The 24479-nt window shown below is 67.4% G+C and carries 9 protein-coding genes and 3 rRNA genes; 8 read left to right on the top strand and 4 right to left on the bottom strand.

Features of this window, described 5'->3' with window-relative positions; genetic code table 11:
• Window positions 1-144: 144 nt before the first annotated feature.
• Window positions 145-1902 (bottom strand): NAD+ synthase, encoded by a 1758-nt coding sequence (locus UA74_RS25315; RefSeq protein ID WP_075742473.1) that lies wholly within the window; start codon window positions 1900-1902, stop codon window positions 145-147.
• A gap of 78 nt (window positions 1903-1980) precedes the next feature.
• Between UA74_RS25315 and UA74_RS25310 the strand changes: the two genes are divergently transcribed.
• The 8 genes from UA74_RS25310 (at window position 1981) to UA74_RS25275 (ending at window position 20174) form a co-directional block, all read left to right on the top strand.
• Complete coding sequence (locus tag UA74_RS25310; RefSeq protein WP_232237450.1) at window positions 1981-3570, top strand: alpha/beta hydrolase; 1590 nt, start codon at window positions 1981-1983, stop codon at window positions 3568-3570.
• Window positions 3571-3699: 129 nt separating this feature from the next.
• Window positions 3700-5043: a glutamine synthetase family protein gene (locus tag UA74_RS25305; RefSeq protein ID WP_075742472.1), complete on the top strand. Its 1344-nt coding sequence runs from the start codon at window positions 3700-3702 to the stop codon at window positions 5041-5043.
• Window positions 5044-5131: 88 nt separating this feature from the next.
• Window positions 5132-9085: an FkbM family methyltransferase gene (locus UA74_RS25300; protein WP_083690909.1), complete on the top strand. Its 3954-nt coding sequence runs from the start codon at window positions 5132-5134 to the stop codon at window positions 9083-9085.
• 1031 nt (window positions 9086-10116) lie between these two features.
• Window positions 10117-11632, top strand: a 16S ribosomal RNA gene (locus UA74_RS25295).
• A gap of 405 nt (window positions 11633-12037) precedes the next feature.
• Window positions 12038-15149 (top strand): 23S ribosomal RNA (locus tag UA74_RS25290).
• Between the two features lie 170 nt (window positions 15150-15319).
• A 5S ribosomal RNA gene (rrf, locus tag UA74_RS25285) occupies window positions 15320-15436 on the top strand.
• Together the 16S, 23S and 5S rRNA genes form the textbook arrangement of a ribosomal RNA operon.
• 541 nt (window positions 15437-15977) lie before the next feature.
• Window positions 15978-16736, top strand: a complete 759-nt coding sequence (locus UA74_RS25280) for a type 1 glutamine amidotransferase (protein WP_075742471.1) — start codon at window positions 15978-15980, stop codon at window positions 16734-16736.
• Between the two features lie 294 nt (window positions 16737-17030).
• Window positions 17031-20174, top strand: coding sequence for a bifunctional [glutamine synthetase] adenylyltransferase/[glutamine synthetase]-adenylyl-L-tyrosine phosphorylase (locus UA74_RS25275; protein ID WP_075742470.1), 3144 nt, complete (start codon window positions 17031-17033; stop codon window positions 20172-20174).
• Window positions 20175-20200: 26 nt separating this feature from the next.
• Here the strand turns inward: UA74_RS25275 and UA74_RS25270 are convergent, their stop codons facing one another.
• From UA74_RS25270 to glnA, 3 genes are all read right to left on the bottom strand, one after another.
• On the bottom strand, window positions 20201-21139 hold the full coding sequence (locus UA74_RS25270) for an ion transporter (protein ID WP_075742469.1): 939 nt from the start codon (window positions 21137-21139) through the stop codon (window positions 20201-20203).
• A 174-nt stretch (window positions 21140-21313) separates the two neighbouring features.
• Window positions 21314-22249: an ion transporter gene (locus UA74_RS25265; protein ID WP_075742468.1), complete on the bottom strand. Its 936-nt coding sequence runs from the start codon at window positions 22247-22249 to the stop codon at window positions 21314-21316.
• A gap of 602 nt (window positions 22250-22851) precedes the next feature.
• A complete protein-coding gene (gene glnA, locus UA74_RS25255; protein ID WP_075742466.1) occupies window positions 22852-24276 on the bottom strand; it encodes a type I glutamate--ammonia ligase in 1425 nt (474 codons plus the stop codon).
• Between the last annotated feature and the right edge of the window lie 203 nt (window positions 24277-24479).

Raw genomic sequence — 24479 nt, 5'->3', positions numbered from 1 at the left:
GCCGACGCCGACGGCAGGCCAGCGGCCGACGGCAGGCCGAGTCGGCAGGCCGAGTGGCTGTCGGCTGTCGGCAGGCGGCAGGCGTTGCTGAGCCTGCCTGGCGGCGACAGCCGGACTCGCTGCCCTGCCCTCAGAGTCCTGCCCTCAGACCTGAGCCTGCGCCGGCGTCGGCTTGTGCTCCCGCCACCGGTTGGTGATGGGCAGTCGCCGGTCCCGACCGAAGGCACGCAGGGTGATCTTGGTGCCCGGCGGGTACTGCCTGCGCTTGTACTCGGCGGCGTCGACCATCCGGACGATCCGCTCCACCAGTTCCGCGTCGAAGCCCGCCGCCACCAGGTCCGCGTAACCCTGGTCGCCCTCCACATAGGCGTCGAGCACCGCGTCCAGCACCGGGTAGTCGGGCAGGCTGTCGGAGTCCATCTGATCGGGCCGCAACTCCGCCGACGGCGGCTTGGTGATGGAGTTCGGCGGGATGGGCAGCGTCTCGCCGCGCCGCTGCGCCTCGGCGTTGCGCCACTCGGCCAGTCGCCAGACGAAGGTCTTGGGCACGTCCTTGATCGGCGCGAATCCGCCGACCGCGTCGCCGTAGATCGTCGAGTACCCCACCGCGAGCTCGGTCTTGTTGCCGGTGGCCAGCACCAGATGTCCGTCCTGGTTGGACAGTCCCATCAGCGTCACCGCCCGGCAGCGGGCCTGGACGTTCTCCTCAGCCAGGCCCGAGAGTCCGAGCTGATCGACGAACACTCGGACCATGTCCACGATCGGCTGGACCTGGTAGCGCAGCCCGGTGCGCTGCGCGAGGTCGGCGGCGTCGGACTTCGAGTGCTCCGAGGAATAGGACGAGGGCATCGACACGCCGTGCACCCGATCGGCCCCGACGGCGTCCACGCACAGCGCGGCGACCACCGCCGAGTCGATGCCGCCGGACAGCCCCAGCAGCACCGTCCGGAAGCCGTTCTTCGCGACGTAGTCTCGCAGCCCGGTGACCAGCGCCGACCACACCTCCGCCTCCTCCGACAGCGGCGGCGGCTCGGCGGGGCTCGGCTGCGGGGTGCCTGCCGCGGCGGGCGGCACGGACTCGGAGATCGTGGTGCGCACGATCTCCGAGGTTCCACGGGCGGCGTGCTCCTCGGCTCGCTGTTCGCCGCGCGGGGGAAGGTCTAGATCCAGCACGAGCAGGTCCTCGACGAACTGCGGCGACCGGGCGAGGCAGGCTCCGCTGCCGTCGACGATCATCGAATCGCCGTCGAACACCAGCTCGTCCTGGGCACCGACCAGGTTCACGTACGCCATCGGCGCACCCAGCTCCCTGGCTCGCCTGGCCACCAGCTCGCCCCGCGTGTCGTCCTTGGCCCGCTCGTAGGGCGAACCGTTCAGACAGAGCACCAGGTCGACCCCCGCCGCCGCCAGCTCCGACGTCGGCCCCTCCTCGCGCCAGATGTCCTCGCAGATCACCACGCCGATGTCCACACCACCGAAGCGGACGATCGGCAGTCGCCTGCCGGGCACGAAGTAGCGGAACTCGTCGAAGACGCCGTAGTTGGGCAGATGCTGCTTGGCGTAGCGCTCGACCACCCGGCCCTCGTGGACCAGCGCGGCGGCGTTGCGCGGCCCCTCCTCGTCGTGATCGAGGTAGCCGATCACCACCAGGGCGCCGCCGCAGCCCGCTTCCGCGAGCCGCCGCGCCACGACGTCCATCTCCGCGCGCGCCGCCGTCGCGAAGGAACGCCGCAGCGCGAGATCCTCGATCGGATAGCCGGTCAGCACCATCTCGGGGAACGCCACCACCTGGGCGCCCTCCTCGACCGCCTGCCGTGCGCGGTCCACGATCATCGTCGCGTTGCCGCTCAAGTCGCCGACCGTCGCGTCCACCTGAGCCAGTGCCATCCGGAGCTGCGCCATGCGCACATCTTCGTACGGCGACACCGCGCGGTCACAGCAGGTCCGGCCCGCGTCACACCGCACTGGCAGGATTACCCCGTGCGACGTCTGAGCCGAGCCTCCCTGACCGCGGCATCTCTGCTGGCCTTGTTGTCCGTCTCCGCAGCCTGCACCGTCTCCGTCGACGGGGCCGCCGAACCCGCGATCTCCGTCGAGCAGCGGGGGCCTGCGGGCGAGGTGCCCGAGGGGCTCGACGAGCTGTACGGCCAGTCGCTGCAGTGGGGCCCCTGCGACGACTTCGTCCTGACTGAGGAGGAGCGGCCGCTGCTGGGCCGCACCGGCCTGGAGTGCGCCAGGGCCGTGGCCCCGTTGGACTACGACGACCCCGACGGGGAGACGATCAGTCTCGGTCTGCTCCGCAGGCCTGCCGCCGATCAGGAGTCCCGGATCGGATCACTGCTGGTCAACCCCGGCGGACCCGGCGGGTCCGGCGTCGTCGCCGCTGCGGGCCTCGTGCCCCAGATCGCGGGCGGCGAGCTGGGCGAGCGTTTCGACCTCGTCGGCTTCGATCCGCGCGGCGTCGGCACCAGCGAGCCTCAGATTCGGTGCTCGACCGACGACGAGGCCGACGCGGACCGGCTGATCAACGAGGTCGACACCTCGCCGGAGGGCGTCGCCGCCGCCGAAGAGCGGCTTCAGGAGTACGTCGCCCGCTGCGTGGAACGCTCCGGGGAGGAACTGCTCGCCCATGTCGGCACCGTGGACGCCGTCCGTGACATCGACCTGCTGCGCTCCGTCCTCGGCGACGAGCAGCTGACCTTCCTCGGCTTCTCCTACGGCACCTCGCTCGGCAGCACCTACGCGGACGCGTTCCCGGACAACGTCCGGGCGCTCGTCCTGGACGGCGCCGTCGACCCCGATCAGAACGCCGTCGACGAGCTGGTGGCTCAGGGCGCCGGGTTCCAGCAGGCCTTCGACGCGTTCGCCGCGTGGTGCGCGCCCCGCGAGACCTGTGCGCTCGGCGGCGACCCCGCCCAGGCGCTGCCCGTGTTCCGCGCCCTCGTCGAGCCGCTGATCGACGCGCCCGCTCCCACCGAGGACGGCAGGGAGCTGTCCTACGACGACGCCGTCACCGGCGTCATCCAGGCCCTGTACACCCAGGAGCTGTGGGAGCTGCTCGACATAGGCCTCACCATGCTCGCGGTCGGGGAAGGCGACATGTTGATGTTCGTCGCCGACCTCTACCACGGTCGCGACACCGAGGGGCGCTACTCGAACATGACGGACGCCTTCAACGCGATCCGCTGTGTCGACGAGACCGAGCGCATGGACGAGGCGACGGCCCAGGAGGCCGAGCGGCGTTACCGCGAGGCCGCGCCGTTCCTCGACGACGGCCGCGAGCCGGGGGGCGTGCGCGACGTCTGCTCCTTCTGGCCGGTGCCCGCCACCGCCGAGGATCTCGAACTGGACCCGGCGACCCTGCCGGACACCCTGGTGATCTCCACCACAGGCGACCCGGCCACCCCCTACCAGGCGGGCGTGGACCTCGCCGAGGCCATGGGCGCGGGCCTGTTGACCTTCGAGGGCAATCAGCACGGCGTGTTCCTTCAGGGAGTGACCTGCGTGGACGACATCGGCATCCGCTATCTGGTCGATCTCGAGGTCCCCGCCGACGACGTCACCTGCTGATCTCCGGCGGCGTCGACGGTCGCCGGACGGTCGTCGACGCCGCGGCGTGGCGGGACTCGGGTCGTCGTCTGCGGCGATCGACGGCGAGGCGTAGCACGCCGTTCATCGGCGTTGCCTACGCTGCGGCTCATGGATCGCCAGCAGGAGTTCGTCCTTCGCACGCTCGAAGAGCGGGACATCCGCTTCGTTCGGCTGTGGTTCACCGACGTGCTCGGGTTCCTCAAATCGGTCGCGGTGCCGCCCGCCGAGCTGGAGGGCGCCTTCGCCGAGGGCATCGGCTTCGACGGTTCCGCGATCGAGGGCTTCGCGCGCGCCTACGAGTCCGACATGGTGGCCAGGCCGGACCCGGCCACCTTCCAGGTGCTGCCCTGGGAGACCCCGGACGGCGAGCACTACTCGGCGCGCATGTACTGCGACATCGCGATGCCGGACGGCTCGCCGTGCTGGGCTGACCCCCGGCACGTGCTGCGTCGCACGCTGTCCAAGGCGACCGAGGCGGGCTTCACCTGTTACGTGCACCCGGAGATCGAGTTCTACCTGCTGCGCAACCTGCCGGACGACGGGACCGAGCCCATCCCGGCCGACTCCGGCGGATACTTCGACCAGGCGAGCCACAACACGGCCCCGCACTTCCGCCGCCGGGCCATCGAGACCCTGGAGGCGATGGGCATCTCGGTGGAGTTCAGCCACCATGAGGCCGCGCCCGGCCAGCAGGAGATCGACCTGCGCTACGCCGACGCCCTCACCATGGCCGACAACGTGATGACCTTCCGCTACGTGGTGAAGGAGGTCGCCATCCAGCAGGGCGTCAACGCCTCCTTCATGCCGAAGCCCTTCACCGGCCAGGCGGGCTCCGGGATGCACACCCACGTCAGCCTGTTCGAGGGCGACCGCAACGCCTTCTACGACGCCGAGGACCCGCACGAACTGTCGGAGACCGGCAAGGCCTTCGTCGCAGGACTGCTGCGGCACGCCAGAGAGATCTCCGCGGTGACCAACCAGTGGGTCAACTCCTACAAGCGGCTGGTCACCGGCGGAGAGGCCCCGAGCGCGGTCTGCTGGGGACGATCCAACCGTTCGGCCCTGGTACGGGTGCCGATGTACTCGCCGGGCAAGGCCTCCTCCCGCCGGGTGGAGATCCGCAGTCTCGACTCGGCGTGCAATCCCTACCTCGCCTATGCGCTGATCATCGCCGCCGGACTCAAGGGCGTCGAGCAGGGTTACGAGCTGCCGCCCGCCGCCGAGGACGACGTCTGGTCGTTGAGCGATCGCGAGCGGCGCGCGGCGGGCTATGCCAGCCTCCCGCAGAACCTGATCGAGGCGCTCGAGGTCATGGAGTCCTCTGAGCTGGTCGCCGAGACCCTCGGCGAGCACGTCTTCGACTTCTTCCTGCGCAACAAGCGGGCCGAGTGGGACGCCTACCGCAGTCATGTCACTCCGTACGAGCTGCGCACCCTGATGCCGATGCTCTGATCTCCGACGGCATCGCCCGCCCAGCCGGTGACCTTCTGACGGGATCGATGGGACGGGTGATTCAGTGGAGGCGATAGGTTCGGTAACCGTGACGGATGTGCCAGCAGACGGCGAGCGCATCGCCAACCTCGCCGCTCCAGACCAGCCTGCTGTTTCCGACCTCGCCGCCGAGCCGGACGCCGGCCCGCCGGAGGACGATCTGGAGGCGCGGTGGCCGGAGGAGACCCCTGAGCTCGACGGCGCGGCCTCGGACCTCCCAGGGGCCGGCCTCCCCGGAGTCGCCGAGCCGCGGGCCGAGCGGTCCGACGTCGTCCGCAACGCCGACGACGACGGGCCGACCGCCTGGGCGATCACGGTGTGCTCGATCGTCTTGGCGGGCGAGGCGGCCGCCGCGACGGTGCTCCGCAGATCACTGCGAGCTCAGCACCCCGACACCCGTTTCATCCTGCTGACGGTGGACGAGCCTCGCCGGGACGGCGCGGGCGCCGACGGCGGGGCAGACCGGGACGGCGAGGTGCTGCGGCCCGTCGACATCGGCGTGTCCGACGCCGAGCTGAACCGGCTGGCCACGGCGTGCACCGGCGAGGAGCTCCGCGCCGCGCTGCGGCCTCGACTGCTGGTCCACCTGCTGCGGCTGGGCTATCCGGTCCTGTATCTCGACCCCTGGGTCTACGTGGTCGGCTCGCTGCTCGACCGGGTGGTCCCCGCCGTGCACGAGCGCCCGCTCGTGCTGGCGCCCCGAGTCCTGGAACCGCTGCCTCGGGACGGACTCCGGCCCGCCGCCGAGGAGTTGGCCGTCGGCGGCACCTTCGACACCGGACTGGTCGCCGTGGCACCCGGCGCGGAGCGCTTCCTGCACTCCTGGGCGCAGCAGGTCCGCATGGCCCCGGACGGAACGGGTTTCCTGGACGGCGCACCGGCCCTGGTCGACCACCGAGTGCTCCGTGACGCTGGGGTCGGGCTGTCGAGTTGGAACGCCGCTCAGCGTGAGCTGTGGCGGGACGAGGACGGCCTGCTGATGATCGCCGACGGCACGCCGTTGCGGACCGTCCATTTCGACGGTTTCGACCCGCAGCGTCCGTGGCTGCTGTCCACTAGGGTCAGCGACCGGCCCAGGGTGCTGTTGTCGGAGCATCCTGAACTCGCCGGACTGTGCGCCGCCTACCTGAAGGAACTGGCGAAGGCGGGCGAGCCGGGCGCTCGGCCGCAGTCGCCGCGCTTCGACGTCCTGCCCGACGGGGTGGCGCTCCCGGTGGAGCTGCGCCGGGAGTTCCACGACGGCTGGATGGCGGCCGAGCGGACCGGTGCCCCGCCGCCGCCGCCCGCGTTCGCGGTGACCGACGACGACGGAGTCCCGCAGGCACAGGCCTTCCTCGGGTGGGCGGCCGACCCGGCCGACGCCATGCAGCGGCGCGCGGGCGGCAACCGCTGGGTCGCGGCGGTGTGGCGTGGTGACGAGGCGCTGCGCGGGGAGTTCCCGGACCCCTTCGGCGTCGATGCGGAGGGATTCCGTGCCTGGTGCGCGGGGCCCGGCCTCGCCGCAGGCCGGGTGCATCCCGAGACGGTCCCCTCGGTACCGGAGTACGCGGGTGTGGAGCTGCTCGACCAGCTCGGCGTCTCCGTCCTCGGTGATCATCCGGTGGCCGACCTGCTGCGCTCGGCGGTGGAGCAGTCCGGGCTGCCCACCGCGACGGAACCGAGTTATCCGGTGGTGCTGGACTGCACCGGCCATGCGCTGACGATGCCGGAACGCCATCTCGTACAGGTGTGTGTGAACGGCGTCGCCGTCTCGCCGCAGGCCGCCGAACTGTGGGTCCTCTCCGAGACGACGCGGTCCAGGATGCAGCGGGCGGGGCGTCCGGTCCGGGTGGTGTCCCTGCCGGTGCCCGACCCCGGCCTGCTCGACCTGCCCGCGCGGAAGGCGGCCAGGGCGCGGCTCGGACTCGACGACGGCATGGTGTTCGCCGCCTCGATCGATCACGCCGACGAGCGACGGGACAACGCGCTCGGCCTGGTCGGCACCTTCCTCGCGGCCTTCCCGGATCGAGCCGACGTGCGGCTGGTGCTGCTCGTCGCCGGGGCGCGGGAACACCAGGAGAGCGCCGAGCGGCTGCGGCTGGCGACGGCGGCGGATCGTCGCGTCACGCTGCTGGACTCGACGAGGGTCACCGAGCACGAACTGATCGACGCGGCGGACTGCATCGTGTCGCTGCATCGCGACGCGGAGCTGGTGACCGGCGGCGACGACATCGCCCTGCGGCTGCTGACGGCGGTGGCCAGGGGCGTGCCGGTGCTGACCAGCGATCACGGCTCGACCGCCGACCTGCTCGGCGGGGACCTCGCGGCCCTGGTGCCGTGCTTCGAGGGCCGTAGCGAACCGGACATGCGGTCGGCTGCCGAGCTGCTGCGTCGCTTCGCCGACGCGCCTGACGCGGTCGCAGGCCTCGGCTCGGCCGCGCGCGACCACCTGCTGGCGGCACGCGACGTCCACTGGGCTGCACAGCAGGTGCGCGGGATGGTCGAGGTGGCCTATCGGAGCTGGCGGCAGTCCCGCGCCCAGCAGCGGGCCGTCGACGACGACCCGCTCAAGCCGCTCGTCGCCGCCCGGCACGCCCTGCATCGCGCCCCCGAGGTCGACACCCAGGGCAGCCGGATGCTGGCTCCGGCCTTGCAGCGGGCGATGCTCAAGGCGCTCAGCCATTACGACGGGCACCTTCGCGAGGTGATGCGCTCCCTCATCGACGGCGTCGAGCGCACCGCAGGCGAGCTGCTGCGCAGACAGGACGAGATCGCGAGCGGCGTCGAGCCGGTGGAACTGGAGGCCCTGCGCGCCGAGATCGCCAGGATCGACCGGCAACGCGGCCAGCTCGCCGAGCACCTGGTGGGCACCGACGATGCGGTGGTCCGGGCCCGATCCGACCTCGCGGGCCATCAGCAGCGGCTGCGCGCGGTGGAGGAGGCGGCCACGACCGAGTCGAGCACTCGGCATCGCCAGGTCGATCTGGTCGCCGAGCGACTGGACCGCCTGACGGCCGCACTGGACAAGACCTTGGACCGGATCGACTCCCTGGAGTCCAGGGTGGCCGATGCGCTCCGGGAACGCGACGGCGACCTGGCCTCACGGCTGCACGACGTGGAGCGCACCGCCCGTACCGCCGATGCGCTCCGACGGGTCGTCGTCCGGGAGCACGAGCGGCAGGTCGGCGTGCCGGACGGACCGCCGAGTTCGCTGGTCCTGTCCGACGCGGGCCTCATCCGGCTGCCTGCCGAGGACGGGGTGATGCTGCCCTGGCTGTCGACCCACGGGGTCTGGGAGCCGGAGTTCTCCACGCTGATCGACGCGCTGCTCGAACCGGACGGCGTCTTCGTCGACATCGGTGCGCACGTCGGCTACCAGACCGTGCGGGTGTTGAGCAGGCTCGGCCCGCGAGGGGCGGTCGTCGCCGTCGAACCCTGTGAGAAGACGGCGGCGCTGCTGCGGCGCAACGTGGCGGTCAATGTGAGTCCGACAGCGGCGGCCCGGCTGACGGTCGTCTCCGCGGCGGCCTGGGACGAGCCGGGCAGGTTGACGGCGGAGCCTGCGCCCGGCGGCGGGCTGCGGCTGAATCCGCAGCCCGCCGTGGACCTGTTCTCCGATTCGGCTCCCGCCGACGCGGAGGCAGGCGAGACCGTCGAGCCGCAGTACGTCGACGCGGTGCGGCTGGACCGGCATCTCGACGGGCTGGCCGAGCTGCGCGGGCTGCGGCTGTCCGTGGTGCGGGTGGACACCCCCGGGTGCACCCAGCGCGCCCTCGGCGGACTGGTTCGGCTGCTGCGCCGGGATCGGCCGCACGTGGTCTGCACGTTCTCGCCGACCGCGACGCGGCGGGACGGTGCCGAGCCCGCTGCCGTGCTGCGGGAGTTCCAGTCCTGGGGTTACGAGCTCGCCCTGGCCGACTCGGGAGATCCGGTGTCGGCCGCCGACGTGGTGCATTCGGCCCCGGCCGGCGGCGCGAGGCTGTGGCTGCGGCCCGGTGTCGGGACTGCGGATCAGGCCGAGTAGCACGTCGTCGGCGTGATGACCAGCGGATTTGACTCCGTGCGGCGCGGTGCGTACTTTTCCCCGTGCCGCACGGAGCACCGGCCGAAACGGGATCTCGAGAGTCTTCGAGAGCCTGGTGGGGCCGGGTGATGAGCGGTTCGCCTCGGTGGTAATGTTCTCCGAGTCGGACAAGTTCCACCGGGTCGAGCAACTTGACGTTGCGAGTCGAACCGGGTACGATCTTGCGGCACCCCAGTTGACTTAGGCGGCTTGAGGCAGCATGTCTCCGGTCGTCGGTTCGTTGGTGCAGATCCTACGCTGGACTCACGCAGAGTCGCAGTACCGTGGTCTGTCCCGGTGGCCTTGCTGGGTTTTGACAAACACATATCGGCACGGTCATCGAATAAGTGTCGAATGGGCTGCGAGTATTTCTGCGGAGCCGATTTGACATGGTGATCAGCGCCGGTCTAGGGTTTTGACAAATACACGGCCGAGATTGATTGTCGGCGCGCGGGCAGGGGATTTCGCCTCCGGGTGGAAGTACCAGGTCAGCGCACTGCGGTCCGGCTTTTGACAAACCAATAACGCAGCCCTCATAAGTCGAAGAAATCCCAATCGGGTCGATTTGACAGAGTGATCAGCGGCGGGATACGGTTTGACTTGATAAAATGAATACGGTTCGGTGGTGGTCGGATGCCTTCGGGTGTTGGTCGTCAGGTGGTGAATCGGGTGTTCGGCTTCGGTTGCTCCCCGATTTGACAGACTGAAAATCGACTTGCTAAGGTTTCACCACAACGAGCCGAGAGAAACACCGAGGATTGCCCGGCAGGGTGGTCGCGGGGTGGCTCTGATAAGCTTGATAATGTGTAAGACAATATGGCGTGGATCGCTGAAGCCTCCGTGGGGGGTGTGGGTGGTGGTGCGCGTGTTCTTTGAGAACTCAACAGTGTGTCGAGATAATAGCCAGCAGATGCTTGTTTGGTTGTATGAAAATCCTCCGTGTGAGGATTCCTTTGAGATAAAGATCAGTCATGGTCGATTCTCATCATTCATTGATGGAGAGTTTGATCCTGGCTCAGGACGAACGCTGGCGGCGTGCTTAACACATGCAAGTCGAGCGGTAAGGCCCTTCGGGGTACACGAGCGGCGAACGGGTGAGTAACACGTGGGTAACCTGCCCTGCACTTTGGGATAACCTCGGGAAACCGGGGCTAATACCGGATATGACATGCCATCGCATGGTGGTGTGTGGAAAGTTCCGGCGGTGTGGGATGGGCCCGCGGCCTATCAGCTTGTTGGTGGGGTGATGGCCTACCAAGGCGACGACGGGTAGCCGGCCTGAGAGGGCGACCGGCCACACTGGGACTGAGACACGGCCCAGACTCCTACGGGAGGCAGCAGTGGGGAATATTGCGCAATGGGCGAAAGCCTGACGCAGCGACGCCGCGTGAGGGATGACTGCCTTCGGGTTGTAAACCTCTTTCAGCGCCGAAGAAGCGAAAGTGACGGTAGGCGCAGAAGAAGCACCGGCTAACTACGTGCCAGCAGCCGCGGTAATACGTAGGGTGCGAGCGTTGTCCGGAATTATTGGGCGTAAAGAGCTCGTAGGCGGTTTGTCGCGTCGGCTGTGAAAACCTGGGGCTTAACCCCGGGCGTGCAGTCGATACGGGCAGACTTGAGTTCGGCAGGGGAGACTGGAATTCCTGGTGTAGCGGTGAAATGCGCAGATATCAGGAGGAACACCGGTGGCGAAGGCGGGTCTCTGGGCCGATACTGACGCTGAGGAGCGAAAGCGTGGGGAGCGAACAGGATTAGATACCCTGGTAGTCCACGCCGTAAACGGTGGGCGCTAGGTGTGGGGGATTTCCACGTCCTCCGTGCCGTAGCTAACGCATTAAGCGCCCCGCCTGGGGAGTACGGCCGCAAGGCTAAAACTCAAAGGAATTGACGGGGGCCCGCACAAGCGGCGGAGCATGTGGATTAATTCGATGCAACGCGAAGAACCTTACCTGGGTTTGACATGCACCGGACAGCCTCAGAGATGGGGTTTCCGCAAGGTCGGTGTACAGGTGGTGCATGGCTGTCGTCAGCTCGTGTCGTGAGATGTTGGGTTAAGTCCCGCAACGAGCGCAACCCTTATTCCATGTTGCCAGCACGTAATGGTGGGGACTCATGGGAGACTGCCGGGGTCAACTCGGAGGAAGGTGGGGACGACGTCAAGTCATCATGCCCCTTATGTCCAGGGCTTCACACATGCTACAATGGCCGGTACAAAGGGCTGCTAAGCCGTGAGGTGGAGCGAATCCCAGAAAGCCGGTCTCAGTTCGGATCGGGGTCTGCAACTCGACCCCGTGAAGTCGGAGTCGCTAGTAATCGCAGATCAGCAACGCTGCGGTGAATACGTTCCCGGGCCTTGTACACACCGCCCGTCACGTCACGAAAGTCGGTAACACCCGAAGCCCATGGCCCAACCCGTGAGGGGGGGAGTGGTCGAAGGTGGGACTGGCGATTGGGACGAAGTCGTAACAAGGTAGCCGTACCGGAAGGTGCGGCTGGATCACCTCCTTTCTAAGGAGCATGACTCTCGCCGACCGGTCCATGAACGTCGAGTTTGTGGGTGGTGGGTGGGGTTGGGTCGTCGGACTGCCCGTTCGTGGTGGTGGCGGCCTGCTCAGTGGATGTGGACTGTTGGTTATCTCGGGATGGTCGTCTGGTTGTTCGGGTGAGTACTGTCTGCTGCTTCGGTGGTGGGCGTGGAAAGTTCGGGTGGCGGGGTGAGGGTTCCGGGTCGGCACGCTGTTGGGTCCTGAGGGAACACGCCGTGTGGTGTGTTGTCTTGGATGTGTGAACGGATGGACTGTTCGTCGCGATCAAACTGCTGTCGGGGATGTGAGTTCCTGGGGGTGTGTGGTGGCGGGTGGCGGGTGGTCTGGTTGTTCTTTGAGAACTACACAGTGGACGCGAGCATCTTTGTGGCAAGTTAGTAAGGGCATACGGTGGATGCCTAGGCATCAGGAGCCGATGAAGGACGTAGGAGACTGCGATAATCCTCGGGGAGCTGTCAACCGAGCTATGATCCGAGGGTGTCCGAATGGGGAAACCCGGCATCCGTCATGGGGTGTCACCCGCATCTGAATATATAGGGTGTGTGGAGGGAACGCGGGGAAGTGAAACATCTCAGTACCCGTAGGAAGAGAAAACAACCGTGATTCCGTGAGTAGTGGCGAGCGAAAGCGGAAGAGGCTAAACCGTGTACGTGTGATACCTGGCAGGGGTTGCGTATGCGGGGTCGTGGGACCGACTGGTCAGTGCTGCCATGCTGGCAAGGAGTGAGAAAACGTTGTGGTTAGCGGAAGGTGTCTGGAAAGCACCGGCGTAGAGGGTGATACTCCCGTACGCGAAAACCTGACGTCTCCTGGTCGTGTTCCCAAGTAGCAGCGAGCTCGTGAAATTTGCTGTGAATCTGGCGGGACCACCCGCTAAGCCTAAATACTTCCTGATGACCGATAGCGGACTAGTACCGTGAGGGAAAGGTGAAAAGTACCCCGGGAGGGGAGTGAAATAGTACCTGAACCCGTATGCCTACAAGCCGTCAGAGCCTTTTGGGGTGATGGCGTGCCTTTTGAAGAATGAGCCTGCGAGTTAGTGATGTGTGGCGAGGTTAACCCGGGTGGGGTAGCCGTAGCGAAAGCGAGTCCGAATAGGGCGTTCTGAGTCGCATGTCCTAGACCCGAAGCGGAGTGATCTACCCATGGCCAGGGTGAAGCGCGGGTAAGACCGTGTGGAGGCCCGAACCCACCAGGGTTGAAAACCTGGGGGATGAGCTGTGGGTAGGGGTGAAAGGCCAGTCAAACTCCGTGATAGCTGGTTCTCCCCGAAATGCATTTAGGTGCAGCGTCACGTGTTTCTCATTCGAGGTAGAGCACTGGATGGCTAATGGGCCCTACAAGGTTACTGACGTCAGCCAAACTCCGAATGCGGGTGAGTGAGAGCGTGGCAGTGAGACTGCGGGGGATAAGCTTCGTAGTCGAGAGGGAAACAGCCCAGAACACCAGCTAAGGCCCCCAAGTGTGCGCTAAGTGGGAAAGGATGTGGGGTCGCCCAGACAACCAGGAGGTTGGCTTAGAAGCAGCCATCCTTTAAAGAGTGCGTAATAGCTCACTGGTCAAGTGGTCCTGCGCCGATAATGTAGCGGGGCTCAAGCGCACCGCCGAAGCTGTGTCATTCACATGTGTGCCCGGCCTGCCTTTCGGGGTGGGTCTAGGTGTGTGGATGGGTAGGGGAGCGTCGTGCATCGGGTGAAGCGGCCGTGGAAACGAGTCGTGGACGGTGTGCGAGTGAGAATGCAGGCATGAGTAGCGAAAGCAGAGTGAGAAACTCTGCCGCCGTATGACCAAGGGTTCCTGGGCCAGGTTATTCCGCCCAGGGTAAGTCGGGACCTAAGGCGAGGCCGACAGGCGTAGTCGATGGACAACGGGTTGATATTCCCGTACCCGTGTAGATGCGCCCATGGCGAGGCTGGTGATACTAACCGCCCGGATTATTGTTGCCCTTTCGGGGGTGGTGGTGGTCTGCGCGGGATCTGAGCTGGTAGTAGTCAAGTGATGGGGTGACGCAGGAGGGTAGCTCCGCCAGTGAGTGGTAGTACTGGTGTAAGCGTGTAGCCTGCTCTGATAGGTAAATCCGTCGGGGCTTATAGGGTGAGACGTGATGCGTAGCCGAATGAGGCGAAGTAGAGTGATCCCATGCTGCCGAGAAAAGCCTCTAGCGAGTATCTTCGCGGCCCGTACCCCAAACCGACACAGGTGGTCAGGTAGAGTATACCGAGGCGATCGGGTGAACTGTGGTTAAGGAACTCGGCAAAATGCCCCCGTAACTTCGGGAGAAGGGGGGCCGTGTGGCGTGAAGCCCTTCGCGGGCTAGCGTTGTGTGGCCGCAGAGACCAGGGAGAAGCGACTGTTTATTAAAAACACAGGTCCGTGCGAAGTCGTAAGACGATGTATACGGACTGACGCCTGCCCGGTGCTGGAACGTTAAGGGGACCGCTTAGCTCTTCGGGGCGAAGGTGAGAACTTAAGCGCCAGTAAACGGCGGTGGTAACTATAACCATCCTAAGGTAGCGAAATTCCTTGTCGGGTAAGTTCCGACCTGCACGAATGGCGTAACGACTTCTCCGCTGTCTCAACCACAGGCCCGGCGAAATTGCACTACGAGTAAAGATGCTCGTTACGCGCGGCAGGACGGAAAGACCCCGGGACCTTTACTATAGCTTGGTATTGGTGTTCGGTTCGGCTTGTGTAGGATAGGTGGGAGACTGTGATGTGGTCACGCCAGTGGCTGCGGAGTCGTCGTTGAAATACCACTCTGGTCGTACTGGATGTCTAACCTCGGACCCTGATCGGGTTCAGGGACAGTGCCTGGTGGGTAGTTTAACTGGGGCGGTTGCCTCCCAAAGGGTAACGGAGGCGCCCAAAGGTTCCCTCAGCCTGGTTGGCAATCAGGTGTTGAGTGTAAGTGCACAAGGGAGCTTGACTGTGAGACTGACGGGTCGAGCAGGGACGAAAGTCGGGACTAGTGATCCGGCACTGGCTGGTGGAAGCGGTGTCGCTCAACGGATAAAAGGTACCCCGGGGATAACAGGCTGATCTTGCCCAAGAGTCCATATCGACGGCATGGTTTGGCACCTCGATGTCGGCTCGTCGCATCCTGGGGCTGGAGTAGGTCCCAAGGGTTGGGCTGTTCGCCCATTAAAGCGGCACGCGAGCTGGGTTTAGAACGTCGTGAGACAGTTCGGTCCCTATCCGCCGCGCGCGTAGGATACTTGCGGAAGGCTGTCCCTAGTACGAGAGGACCGGGATGGACGAACCTCTGGTGTGCCAGTTGTACCGCCAGGTGCATGGCTGGTTGGCTACGTTCGGGAGGGATAACCGCTGAAAGCATCTAAGCGGGAAGCCTGTTCCTAGATGAGGTGTCCCACCCCTTTGTGGGTTAAGGCCCCCAGCAGACCACTGGGTTGATAGGCCCGAGATGGAAGCCTGGTAACAGGTGGAGTTGACGGGTACTAATAGGCCGAGGACTTGCTCACGAAGATGCTACGCGTCCACTGTGTGGTTCTGAAGGAACAACTGTTCCCCTTCAGACACCGAAACTCTCCAGGTGGGGGGTGTGCCAGTCCCGACTACGGTCAGGGCACGGCACACCGGTCACCGTGGAGGGTGGGGTGTCCGGGGGTGGGGGTTGTTCGTTCGCTGGTGTGTCGGTGGTCATAGCGGTGGGGAAACGCCCGGTCCCATTCCGAACCCGGAAGCTAAGCCCTCCAGCGCCGATGGTACTGCACCCGTGGGGGTGTGGGAGAGTAGGACGCCGCCGACCTTTACCTGATGAGGGACGGTGTGTACACCCTGGTCGAGCAGAGATGCTCCCGGGTGTGCACACCGTCCCTTTTCTCATGCCCGAAACAGGAATACTTCGGCACCCGCGACGCCGGAACACGGTGGACGACGGTGCGTGCCCAGTGCAGGTCTCAGGGTGCACCCGTCCCGCGAGCCAACTCCGTACCGCCGCGACTCGGCGCCCTCCGCTACGAACGGATTCTCCGAGAAACCTGTGCGGTCGTCCCCCCCCGGCCGCTCGCACGGCCGGGTGGTCCGCGCGCGAGCAGAACGGGCTGATCGCCGCCGTCGCTGATCGCCGCCGTCACGGTGGCACACCGGGAGAGAGCGTCCCTGCTGACCGGTCCGCACGGCGAATGGGGCATCCGCCGTCCGAACCAGCGCCGCCGTCCCGCCGGACCGCTCCCGTCGATCGATCTCGGTGACCCGGCTGCGCTTCGAGGCACGGGTGATCTCGGCGAACGTGTGTCGTTGTCGGGACGTGACGGTCGGCGAATGGAGCAGGCTCTAGCATCAAGGGTGTGGCGAAGGCACGAATACTGATCCTCCAACCCGCGGAGAGCGACCCGCCGGGAATCCTGGCCGAGTGGCTGATCGAGGCGGACGCCGATATCGAGGTGGTACGGGCGGATCGCGAGGCGATCCCGACCCTGGACGACTTTCATGCGTTGATCGTGCTGGGCGGCCCGATGAACGCCGAGGACCTCGTGGCGCATCCCTGGCTCGTCGAGGTGCGGGCCAGGCTGACCGACGGCATCCGACGTCGACTTCCGACGCTCGGCATCTGCCTCGGGGCCCAACTGCTCGCGTCCGTCAGCGGCGGGATGGTGGAACCGGGCGAGGACGGGCCCGAGGTCGGCGCCCGGCTGGTGGCCAAGCGCGACGCCGCCGAACAGGACGCGCTACTGGAGGACCTGCCGCTCACCCCGCTGGTCATGCAGGCACATGGGGACGTGATCACCGAGCTTCCCCCCGGCGCACAACGCCTGGCCGCCTCGCCCAAGTACGAGAACCAGGCGTTCCGCGTCGGCGACCTGGCCTACGGCTTCCAGTTCCACATCGAGACGTCGCCGGAGGTGGTTCGGGCCTGGCTCGCCAACTCGGCGGATCTCGCCGCAGCGTTCCCCGCGGTGCAGTGGGAGCCGGGCCGCTTGGAGGAGGCGCATGAGGAGATCGCGGAGACCTGGCAGCCGGTGATGGCGCGATTCGCCACGATGGCGGGCCAGCAGGCAGGTCTGATCCCCGGCACCCCCGGCCGACGCAGGCTGCCCCTGTTGTAGCGCTCCCCCTGGTGCGCCGCCCTCGGCGGCCGGTCGTGCGTCGTGGCGGTCAGGTCGACCCGCTCCGGGTTCGGGGAGGCGATGATGCCTGGCGGCTGCCGGACGCTGAGCCGAAGCAGGCGCCGTTGCACGGAGGCTTCGCGGCCGCAGCGGCTTCACGTCGGGTCGATGCCTCCCTCGCCGTCGTCCCGACCGCGCGGATCGGCCCAGGTCGATCTCGCTGCTCGCGGGTGTTCATTCCGGCCCGGCGGATTCGTCGCACGAGTCCGCCGAAGACGAAGAAAGGGAGTCTCGATGGCCGACGCCGCCCGTACCAGCACCTCACCGGGGAGATTCGGACTCACCGATCCCCGCGCCGTGGAGACCCTGCGCGAGCTCGGCTGGTGGGGGAACTCGGGCATCGGCGAGGGCGTCGCGGTTCCGTTGCAGGCGTTGTCGGCCAGCGCCGATCCGGATCTCGCACTGCGTGGAGTCGAGCGGCTGTGCGAGGCGCTCGACGACGAATGGCCCGAACTGGACGAGGCGCTGCGCTCCGACGCACGCGTCGCCCAGCGGCTCTTCGGCCTGTTGGGCGCCAGCTCGGCGCTGTCCGATCACCTCATTCTGCGGCCGCAGCGATGGCGGCAGCTCGTGGCGGCAGGCGCCGAGCACAAGGATGTCGAGACGATGACCGTCGAGCTGCTGGCCTCGGTGCGGGCGGTTCCCGACGAGGTGCCGGGTGGATTCCGCGCCGAGACACGCGGCCGGGAGGCCGTGGCAGATCTGCGCACCGCGTACCGCGATCTGTTGTCCGACATCGCGGTGATCGATCTGAGCCAGGGCACGCTGCCCGCGCCGGTCGAACGGTATGAGGAGGTGGCTGCGCAGCTCTCCGACCTGGCCGTCGCGGCCCTGCGTGCCGCGTTGGCGGTCGCGGTCGCGGAGGTCATGCCACCGAGTTCGCCAGAGGTGGCCAGGGGGCGGCTCGCCGTGGTGGCGATGGGCAAATGCGGGGCGGGGGAGCTGAACTACGTCAGCGACGTCGACGTGGTGTTCGTGTCCGCGCCGCCGCCCGCACCGGTCCAGGACACCGGGACGGTGGACGTCGAGGCCGCCTCCGATCCGGTGCCCGAGGGCGTGCTGGACGAGGACGGCCATCTCAGACAGGCCACCGCGCTGGCCGCCGCCGTCATGCGGATCGCGGGGGAGGCCTGCTTCCAGGTCGACGCCGCCCTGCGGCCGGAGGGTCGGGCGGGCGCGCTGGTCCGCACCGTGGACGGCTATCTGGCCTACTACCGGCGCTGGGCCAGGACCTGGGAGTTCCAGGCGCTGTTGAAGGCACGCGAGGTGGCGGGCGACCTCGACCTCGGCGCAGAGTACGTGGCCCTGGTCCAGCCGTTCGTCTGGTCCGCCGCCGAGCGGGACGGATTCGTCGTCGACGTGCAGGCCATGCGCCGTCGGGTCGAGGACCACGTGCCCCAGGAACTGGCCGAGCGGGAACTCAAGCTCGGGCGGGGCGGGCTGCGCGACGTCGAGTTCGCCGTGCAGCTTCTTCAGCTCGTGCACGGCCGCTCCGACGAGCTGCTTCGGACCGCCGCGACGATCGAGACGCTGGCGGAACTGGGCAACGGCGGCTACGTCGGCCGGGCGGACGCCGCCGAACTGGGGGAGTCCTACCGATTCCTCCGGGTGCTCGAGCATCGGCTCCAGTTGCAGCGAATGCTGCGCACCCACGTGTTCCCCGCCACCGACGACGTCGCCGGGCTGCGCAGGCTGGCGAGATCCGCCGGGCTGCGGACCGACGGCCGACGGGATGCGGGCCGCATCCTGCTCGACGAGTTCCGCCGACACGGCGGTCGGGTGCGCCGACTGCACGAGAAGCTCTTCTACCGGCCCCTGCTGGAGGCTGTCGCAGGCGTCCCGGCCGACGCGCTGCGGCTGACGGCGAAGTCGGCAACGGACCGGCTCGCCGCCCTGGGCTTCACCTCGCCGGAGGGGGCGCTGCGGCACATTCGCGCGCTGACGTCGGGGGTGTCTCGACGCGCGGCCATCCAGCAGGCGCTGCTGCCGATGCTGCTCGACCTCTTCGCCGACACCCCGGACCCGGATCACGCGCTGCTGGCCTACCGGCAGGTGTCGGAGGCGTTGACCGACACGCCGTGGTACCTGCGAGTGCTACGGGATCAGGCCGCGGTGGCGGAGCGGCTGGCACTGCTGCTGGGCTGCTCGCGGCTGGTTCCTGACCTGTTGGTCCGCGCGCCGGAGGTGCTCCGACTTCTCGGCGACACCTCGGGCCTGGTCGACCGGGACCCGGAACAGGTGGCGGTCTCGCTGGCCAGCGCCGTCGCACGTCATGAGGACCCGACCCAGGCCGTCATCGCCGCGCGCTCACTGCGCAGGCACGAGCTGCTGCGGGTGGCCTGCGCGGATCTGCTCGGGCTGATGGACCTCTCCGAGGTGTGTCGGGCGTTGTCGCGGGTGTGGGCCGCCGTGCTGGACGCCTCGCTCGGCGCGGCGATCCGGTCGGTGCTGCGCCCGGTCGACGGCGAGGAGCCGCGCCGCAGGCCCGCCAGGATCGCGTTGATCGGGATGGGCAGGCTCGGCGGCGACGAGCTGGGCTACGGCTCCGACGCCGACGTCTTGGTGGTCTGCGAACCGCTCCCGGCTGCGGGCGACTCCGCCGTCGCGGACGCCACGGCGGACGCGGCGGCGATCCGCTACGCGACCTCGGTCGCCGAGCTGCTGACCAGACTGCTGAACAAGCCGAGCGTCGATCCGCCGCTCCAGGTCGACACCGAGCTGCGCCCGGAGGGCCGCAGCGGACCGCTGGTGCGGACCCTGGAGTCCTACCGGACCTATTACCGGCAGTGGGCTCAGCCCTGGGAGGCGCAGGCGCTGCTGCGGGCCAGGCCGATCGCGGGCGACGCCGATCTCGGACGCCGGTTCATCGAGATGATCGATCCCCTCCGGTATCCCGACGGCGGGCTCGGCGAGAACGATCAGCGGGAGATCAGACGCATCAAGGCACGGGTCGAGACCGAGCGGCTGCCGCGCGGCGCCGATCCGACGACGAACACGAAGCTGGGCCGGGGCGGACTCTCCGACGTCGAGTGGACGGTGCAGCTGCTCCAACTCGCCCACGCACACCAGGTCCCCGGCCTGCGGACCACCTCGACGCTGGGGGCCTTGGACGCGGCGGCGGCGGCGGGCCTGCTGACCGAGCGGGATGCCGAGCGACTTCGGGCCGGGTGGCGGATGGCGTCGCGGACCCGCAACGCGACCACGCTGGTCCGGGGCAAGCCGTCCGATCAGCTGCCCGGCTCCGGCCACGAGCTGGCCTCGGTGGCGCGGGTGATGGGGCTGGACGCCTCCGGCGAACCAGGTGAGTTCGTCGACGAGTATCGCCGGATCACTCGGCGGGCGCGGGCGATCGTGGATCGGGTCTTCTACGGGGAATGAGTCGGGCGAGTTCGTGCCCGGTTCGGTCAGAGCCTGCGCCGGGGCGACCGGCGCCGCCTGCCCTTCTTCGTCGGTGCCGCCGCCTTCGGTGCCGCCGCCGTCGGTCGGCCGTTGCCGTCGGGCGTCGTGCCCGTCGACTCGACGCCCCCCGATGTCGAGCCGTTGGAGGTGCCGGGCTGCACGCCGCGAAGCTCGGCCAGCTGCGTACGCAGGATTCGAAGTTCGGCCATCACCAGGTTGTGCTGTGCGGCCTCGATGTCCTGGTCTTCCTTCCAGCGCTCTGCGGAGAGCTGGACCTCCATCGTGCTCACCAGCACTGCCAGCAGCAGGTTCAGCACGATGAACGAGGTCACCACGATGTAACCGACGAAGAAGACCCAGGCCGCCGGATGGACCGCCATCACCGGGTCGGCGATGTCCTGCCACCCCTCCAGGGTCATCACCTCGAACAGCGTGAAGAGCGAGCTGCCGAGGTCGCCGAAGTGCTCCGGGGCGGCGTCTCGGAAGAGCTGGACGCCGACGACGGCGCCGGTGTAGAGCACGAGCAGTAACAGCGCGAGGATCGACAGCAGCCCTGGGATCGCGCTCAATAACGCGCCGACGACGCGACGCATGCTGGGGACCTGGGAGATCAGTCGCAACGCCCGCATGATGCGCAGGGCGCGCAGTACGGCGAAACCTTCGGTGGCGGGTACCAGCGCGATACTGACCACCACGATGTCGAACCAGTTCCACGGGTCGCGGAAGAAGTCGAGACGGTAGGCGTAGAGCCGAGCGGTCAGCTCGACGACGAAGATGCCGAGCGCGATCATGTCGATGGTGTGGATCAGCGTCCCGTACCCGGCCATCAGGCTCGGCGAAGTCTCCAGTCCGAGGCCGATCGCGTTGACCACGATGACCCCGACGATGAATCTGGTGAACCACGGGGAGTCGACGACGGCACGGACACGGTCTCGATTGGTCACGAATGCTCCACGGATGGTGACGATCAGATCGTGATCAGACTATCCAGCGTCACCCCCGGGATCGATTGCTTTCACGGGAGGCTGTGGATCGATCCGGAGCGGCCTGCGACGCTGCTCAGCTTCGGGACGACCGGGTGATCGGGCGGAGCAACAGCCGCAGTCGGAGTGGCCGGATCAGGCTGCGGGCTCCGGCAGCCTGTCGGGCTTCTCGTGGGACGGCAGGGCGGCGTCCGCTCGCGCTCCGTGTTGCGCGGCCTCGGCGCGGCCTGCGGTCGGATCGACCTGATCGATGCCGTCGGCCGGGCCGCCGGTCTGCCGGGGGAGGGCGGCCTGCACCTCGGCCAGTTTGTCGTACAGCATCCGCAGCTCGTCCATCACGCGCGCGTGCTGCACGGCCTCGATGCTCTGGTCCTCCTCCCAGCGTTCGGCCGAGAGCTGGTTCTCCATGGTGCTCACCAGGACCGCGATCAACAGGTTCAGCACGATGAACGAGGTCACCACGATGTAGCCGATGAAGAAGATCCAGGCCGCCGGGTAGACGGCCATTACCTCCTCCGCGATCCCCTGCCAGCCTTCCATCGTCATGACCGCGAACAGGGTGAACAGCGAGGTCGTGAGATCGCCGAACAGCTCGGGCGCCGCGCCCCGGAAGAGCTGGACGCCCACGACGGCGCTCGTGTAGAGCACGAGGAGCAGCAGACCAAGGATCGAGAGCAGGCCCGGGATGGCGCTCAGCAGCGCGGTCACGACCCGCCGCATGCTGGGAACCTGCGAGATCAGCCGCAACGCCCGCATGATGCGCAGCGCCCGCAGCACGGCGAAGGTCTCGCCCGCCGGGACCAGTGCGACCCCGACCACCACCATGTCGAACCAGTTCCACGGGTCGCGGAAGAAACGGAGTCGGTAGGCGTAGAACTTGGCGGCCAGCTCGACGACGAAGATGCCGATCGCGGTGAGGTCGACGGTGTGGATCAGAGTGCCGTACTCGGCCATCAGCCCCGGCGAGGTCTCCAGGCCGAGGCCGACCGTGTTGACGACGATGACCCCGATGATGAACCTGTTGAACCACCGCGCGTCGACGACGGCGCGGACCCGCTCTCGGCTGGTCACGAATTCTCCACAAGATGGTGACGATCAGATACCCATCAGCCTATCGAGATCCAGATGAGAACGATCTTTCTCGATCGTGCGAGTCGTGAGATGACTCCGTGTTCAGCTCAGGGCAGAACGCGGGCCCGTGCGGTGCCGAGGATCGCGGCTGACTCCGGGCTGCCGCGTGGCTCCGCCTGCCGGGTGACGAGTCCCCCCGCGCGGCCCGGCTCGAGGCTGGGGCGAAGTGCCCGGCCGTGCCGCCGTGGCGGTCCGAGGTGCGAGGGGCAGGCCGCGGGCGCCTGCCGGCCCGCCGTCGGGGCAGGGCCTGCCGGATCATCCGCCGCTGCGGCCGGGCGGGCCGGGTTCGATGGCGAGCAGCCGCAACGCGTCGAGCCACGCGACCATGCCGGTCGGCACACCGAGCCGCGGCCGCCACAGGCCGTTCCGTGTGCGGACGGCGGCGGGGAGCCGGGGCCTGGAGACACGACGAGAGCGGCGGCTGAGGGGATGCCTCAGCCGCCGCTCTCCTGACGCGCTCGACCGTTGGTCCGGCTCACGACCCGGGTACGGCCGGGAGTCGGTCGCCGGCCACGAGAACCCTGGCCGGGACCGCGCCTCGATCACACGTCGTAGTACAGCGCGAACTCGTGCGGGTGCGGGCGAAGTCTGATCGGGTCGATCTCGTTCTCGCGCTTGAGCTTGATCCAGGTCTCGATCAGGTCGGGGGTGAACACGCCGCCCTCGAGCAGGTAGTCGTGGTCGCTCTCGAGCTTGTCGATGACGGCGGGCAGCGTGCTGGGCACCTGCGGGACGCCCTTGGCCTCCTCCGGCGGAAGCTCGTAGAGGTCCTTGTCCACGGGCGCGACCGGCTCGATCTTGTTCTTGATCCCGTCGAGGCCCGCCATCATCTGCGCGGCGAACGACAGGTACGGGTTGCCCGACGCGTCGGGGCAGCGGAACTCGACGCGCTTGGCCTTCGGGTTGCTGCCGGTGATCGGAATCCTGATGCACGCGGAGCGGTTGCGCTGCGAGTACACGAGGTTGACCGGGGCCTCGTAACCGGGAACGAGCCGGTGGTAGGAGTTCACCGTGGGATTGGTGAACGCCAGCAGGCTCGGCGCGTGGTGCAGCAGACCGCCGATGTAGTAGCGGGCGGTGTCGGACAGGCCGCCGTAGCCGGACTCGTCGTAGAACAGCGGCTTGCCCGCGTTCCACAGCGACTGGTGGGTGTGCATGCCCGAGCCGTTGTCGCCGAACAGCGGCTTGGGCATGAAGGTCGCGGTGCGACCGGCCTGCCATGCCGTGTTCTTGACGATGTACTTGAAGAGCTGGAGGTCGTCCGCGGAGTGCAGCAGCGTGTTGAACTTGTAGTTGATCTCGGACTGCCCGGCGGTGCCGACCTCGTGGTGGGCGCGCTCGACGGTGAAGCCCGACTCGATCAGGTTCAACGTGATCCGGTCGCGCAGGTCACCGAAGTGGTCGGTCGGCGCGACGGGGAAGTAGCCGCCCTTGTAGCGGACCTTGTAGCCCTTGTTGCCGCCCGGCTCGTCCTCGCCGCTGTTCCACCAGCCCGCCTCGGAGTCGATCTCGTAGAACGACGAGTTCGCGGTGGTGTCGAAACGGACCGAGTCGAACAGGTAGAACTCGGCCTCCGCACCGAAGAACGCCTGGTCGGCGACTCCGGAGGATGCCAGGTACTCCTCGGCCTTACGTGCGACGTTGCGCGGGTCGCGGCTGTAGGGCTCGCGGGTCAGCGGGTCGTGCACGAAGAAGTTGATGTTCAGGGTCTTCTCGGCCCGGAACAGATCAAGCCGCGCGGTGTAGGGGTCGGGCAGCAGCAGCATGTCCGACTCGTGAATCGACTGGAAGCCGCGTACCGAGGAACCGTCGAAGGCGAACCCCTCGGTGAACGCGTCGGCGTCGAGGGTCGCGGCCGGGACGGTGAAGTGCTGCATGATTCCCGGCAGATCACAGAACCGGATATCGACGAACTTCACGTCCTCATCGGCGATGAACCGCAGGACCTCATCGGCATTGCTGAACACCCTTAACGGCTCCTTCGTCAGATCGGGACCATGGGGCGGCTACCGGCCACTCGGGCAGCGAAGACCCTGCCCGGTCGGGCAGTGCCGTCCCTCCCACCGGTCTAATGCCACCGGCTCACGGCGAAGCTAGGTGGCCCGTGTTGCCCACTCATCAACCGGATGTTTCGACCACGTTAACTGGCCTGCGGGTTCGCCGAGCGGCA

It is taken from the genome of Actinoalloteichus fjordicus (assembly GCF_001941625.1).
GTDB lineage: Bacteria > Actinomycetota > Actinomycetes > Mycobacteriales > Pseudonocardiaceae > Actinoalloteichus_A > Actinoalloteichus_A fjordicus.
The sequence above is the reverse complement of the archived record's forward strand: the minus strand, read 5'-3'. Positions and strand labels throughout refer to the sequence as shown.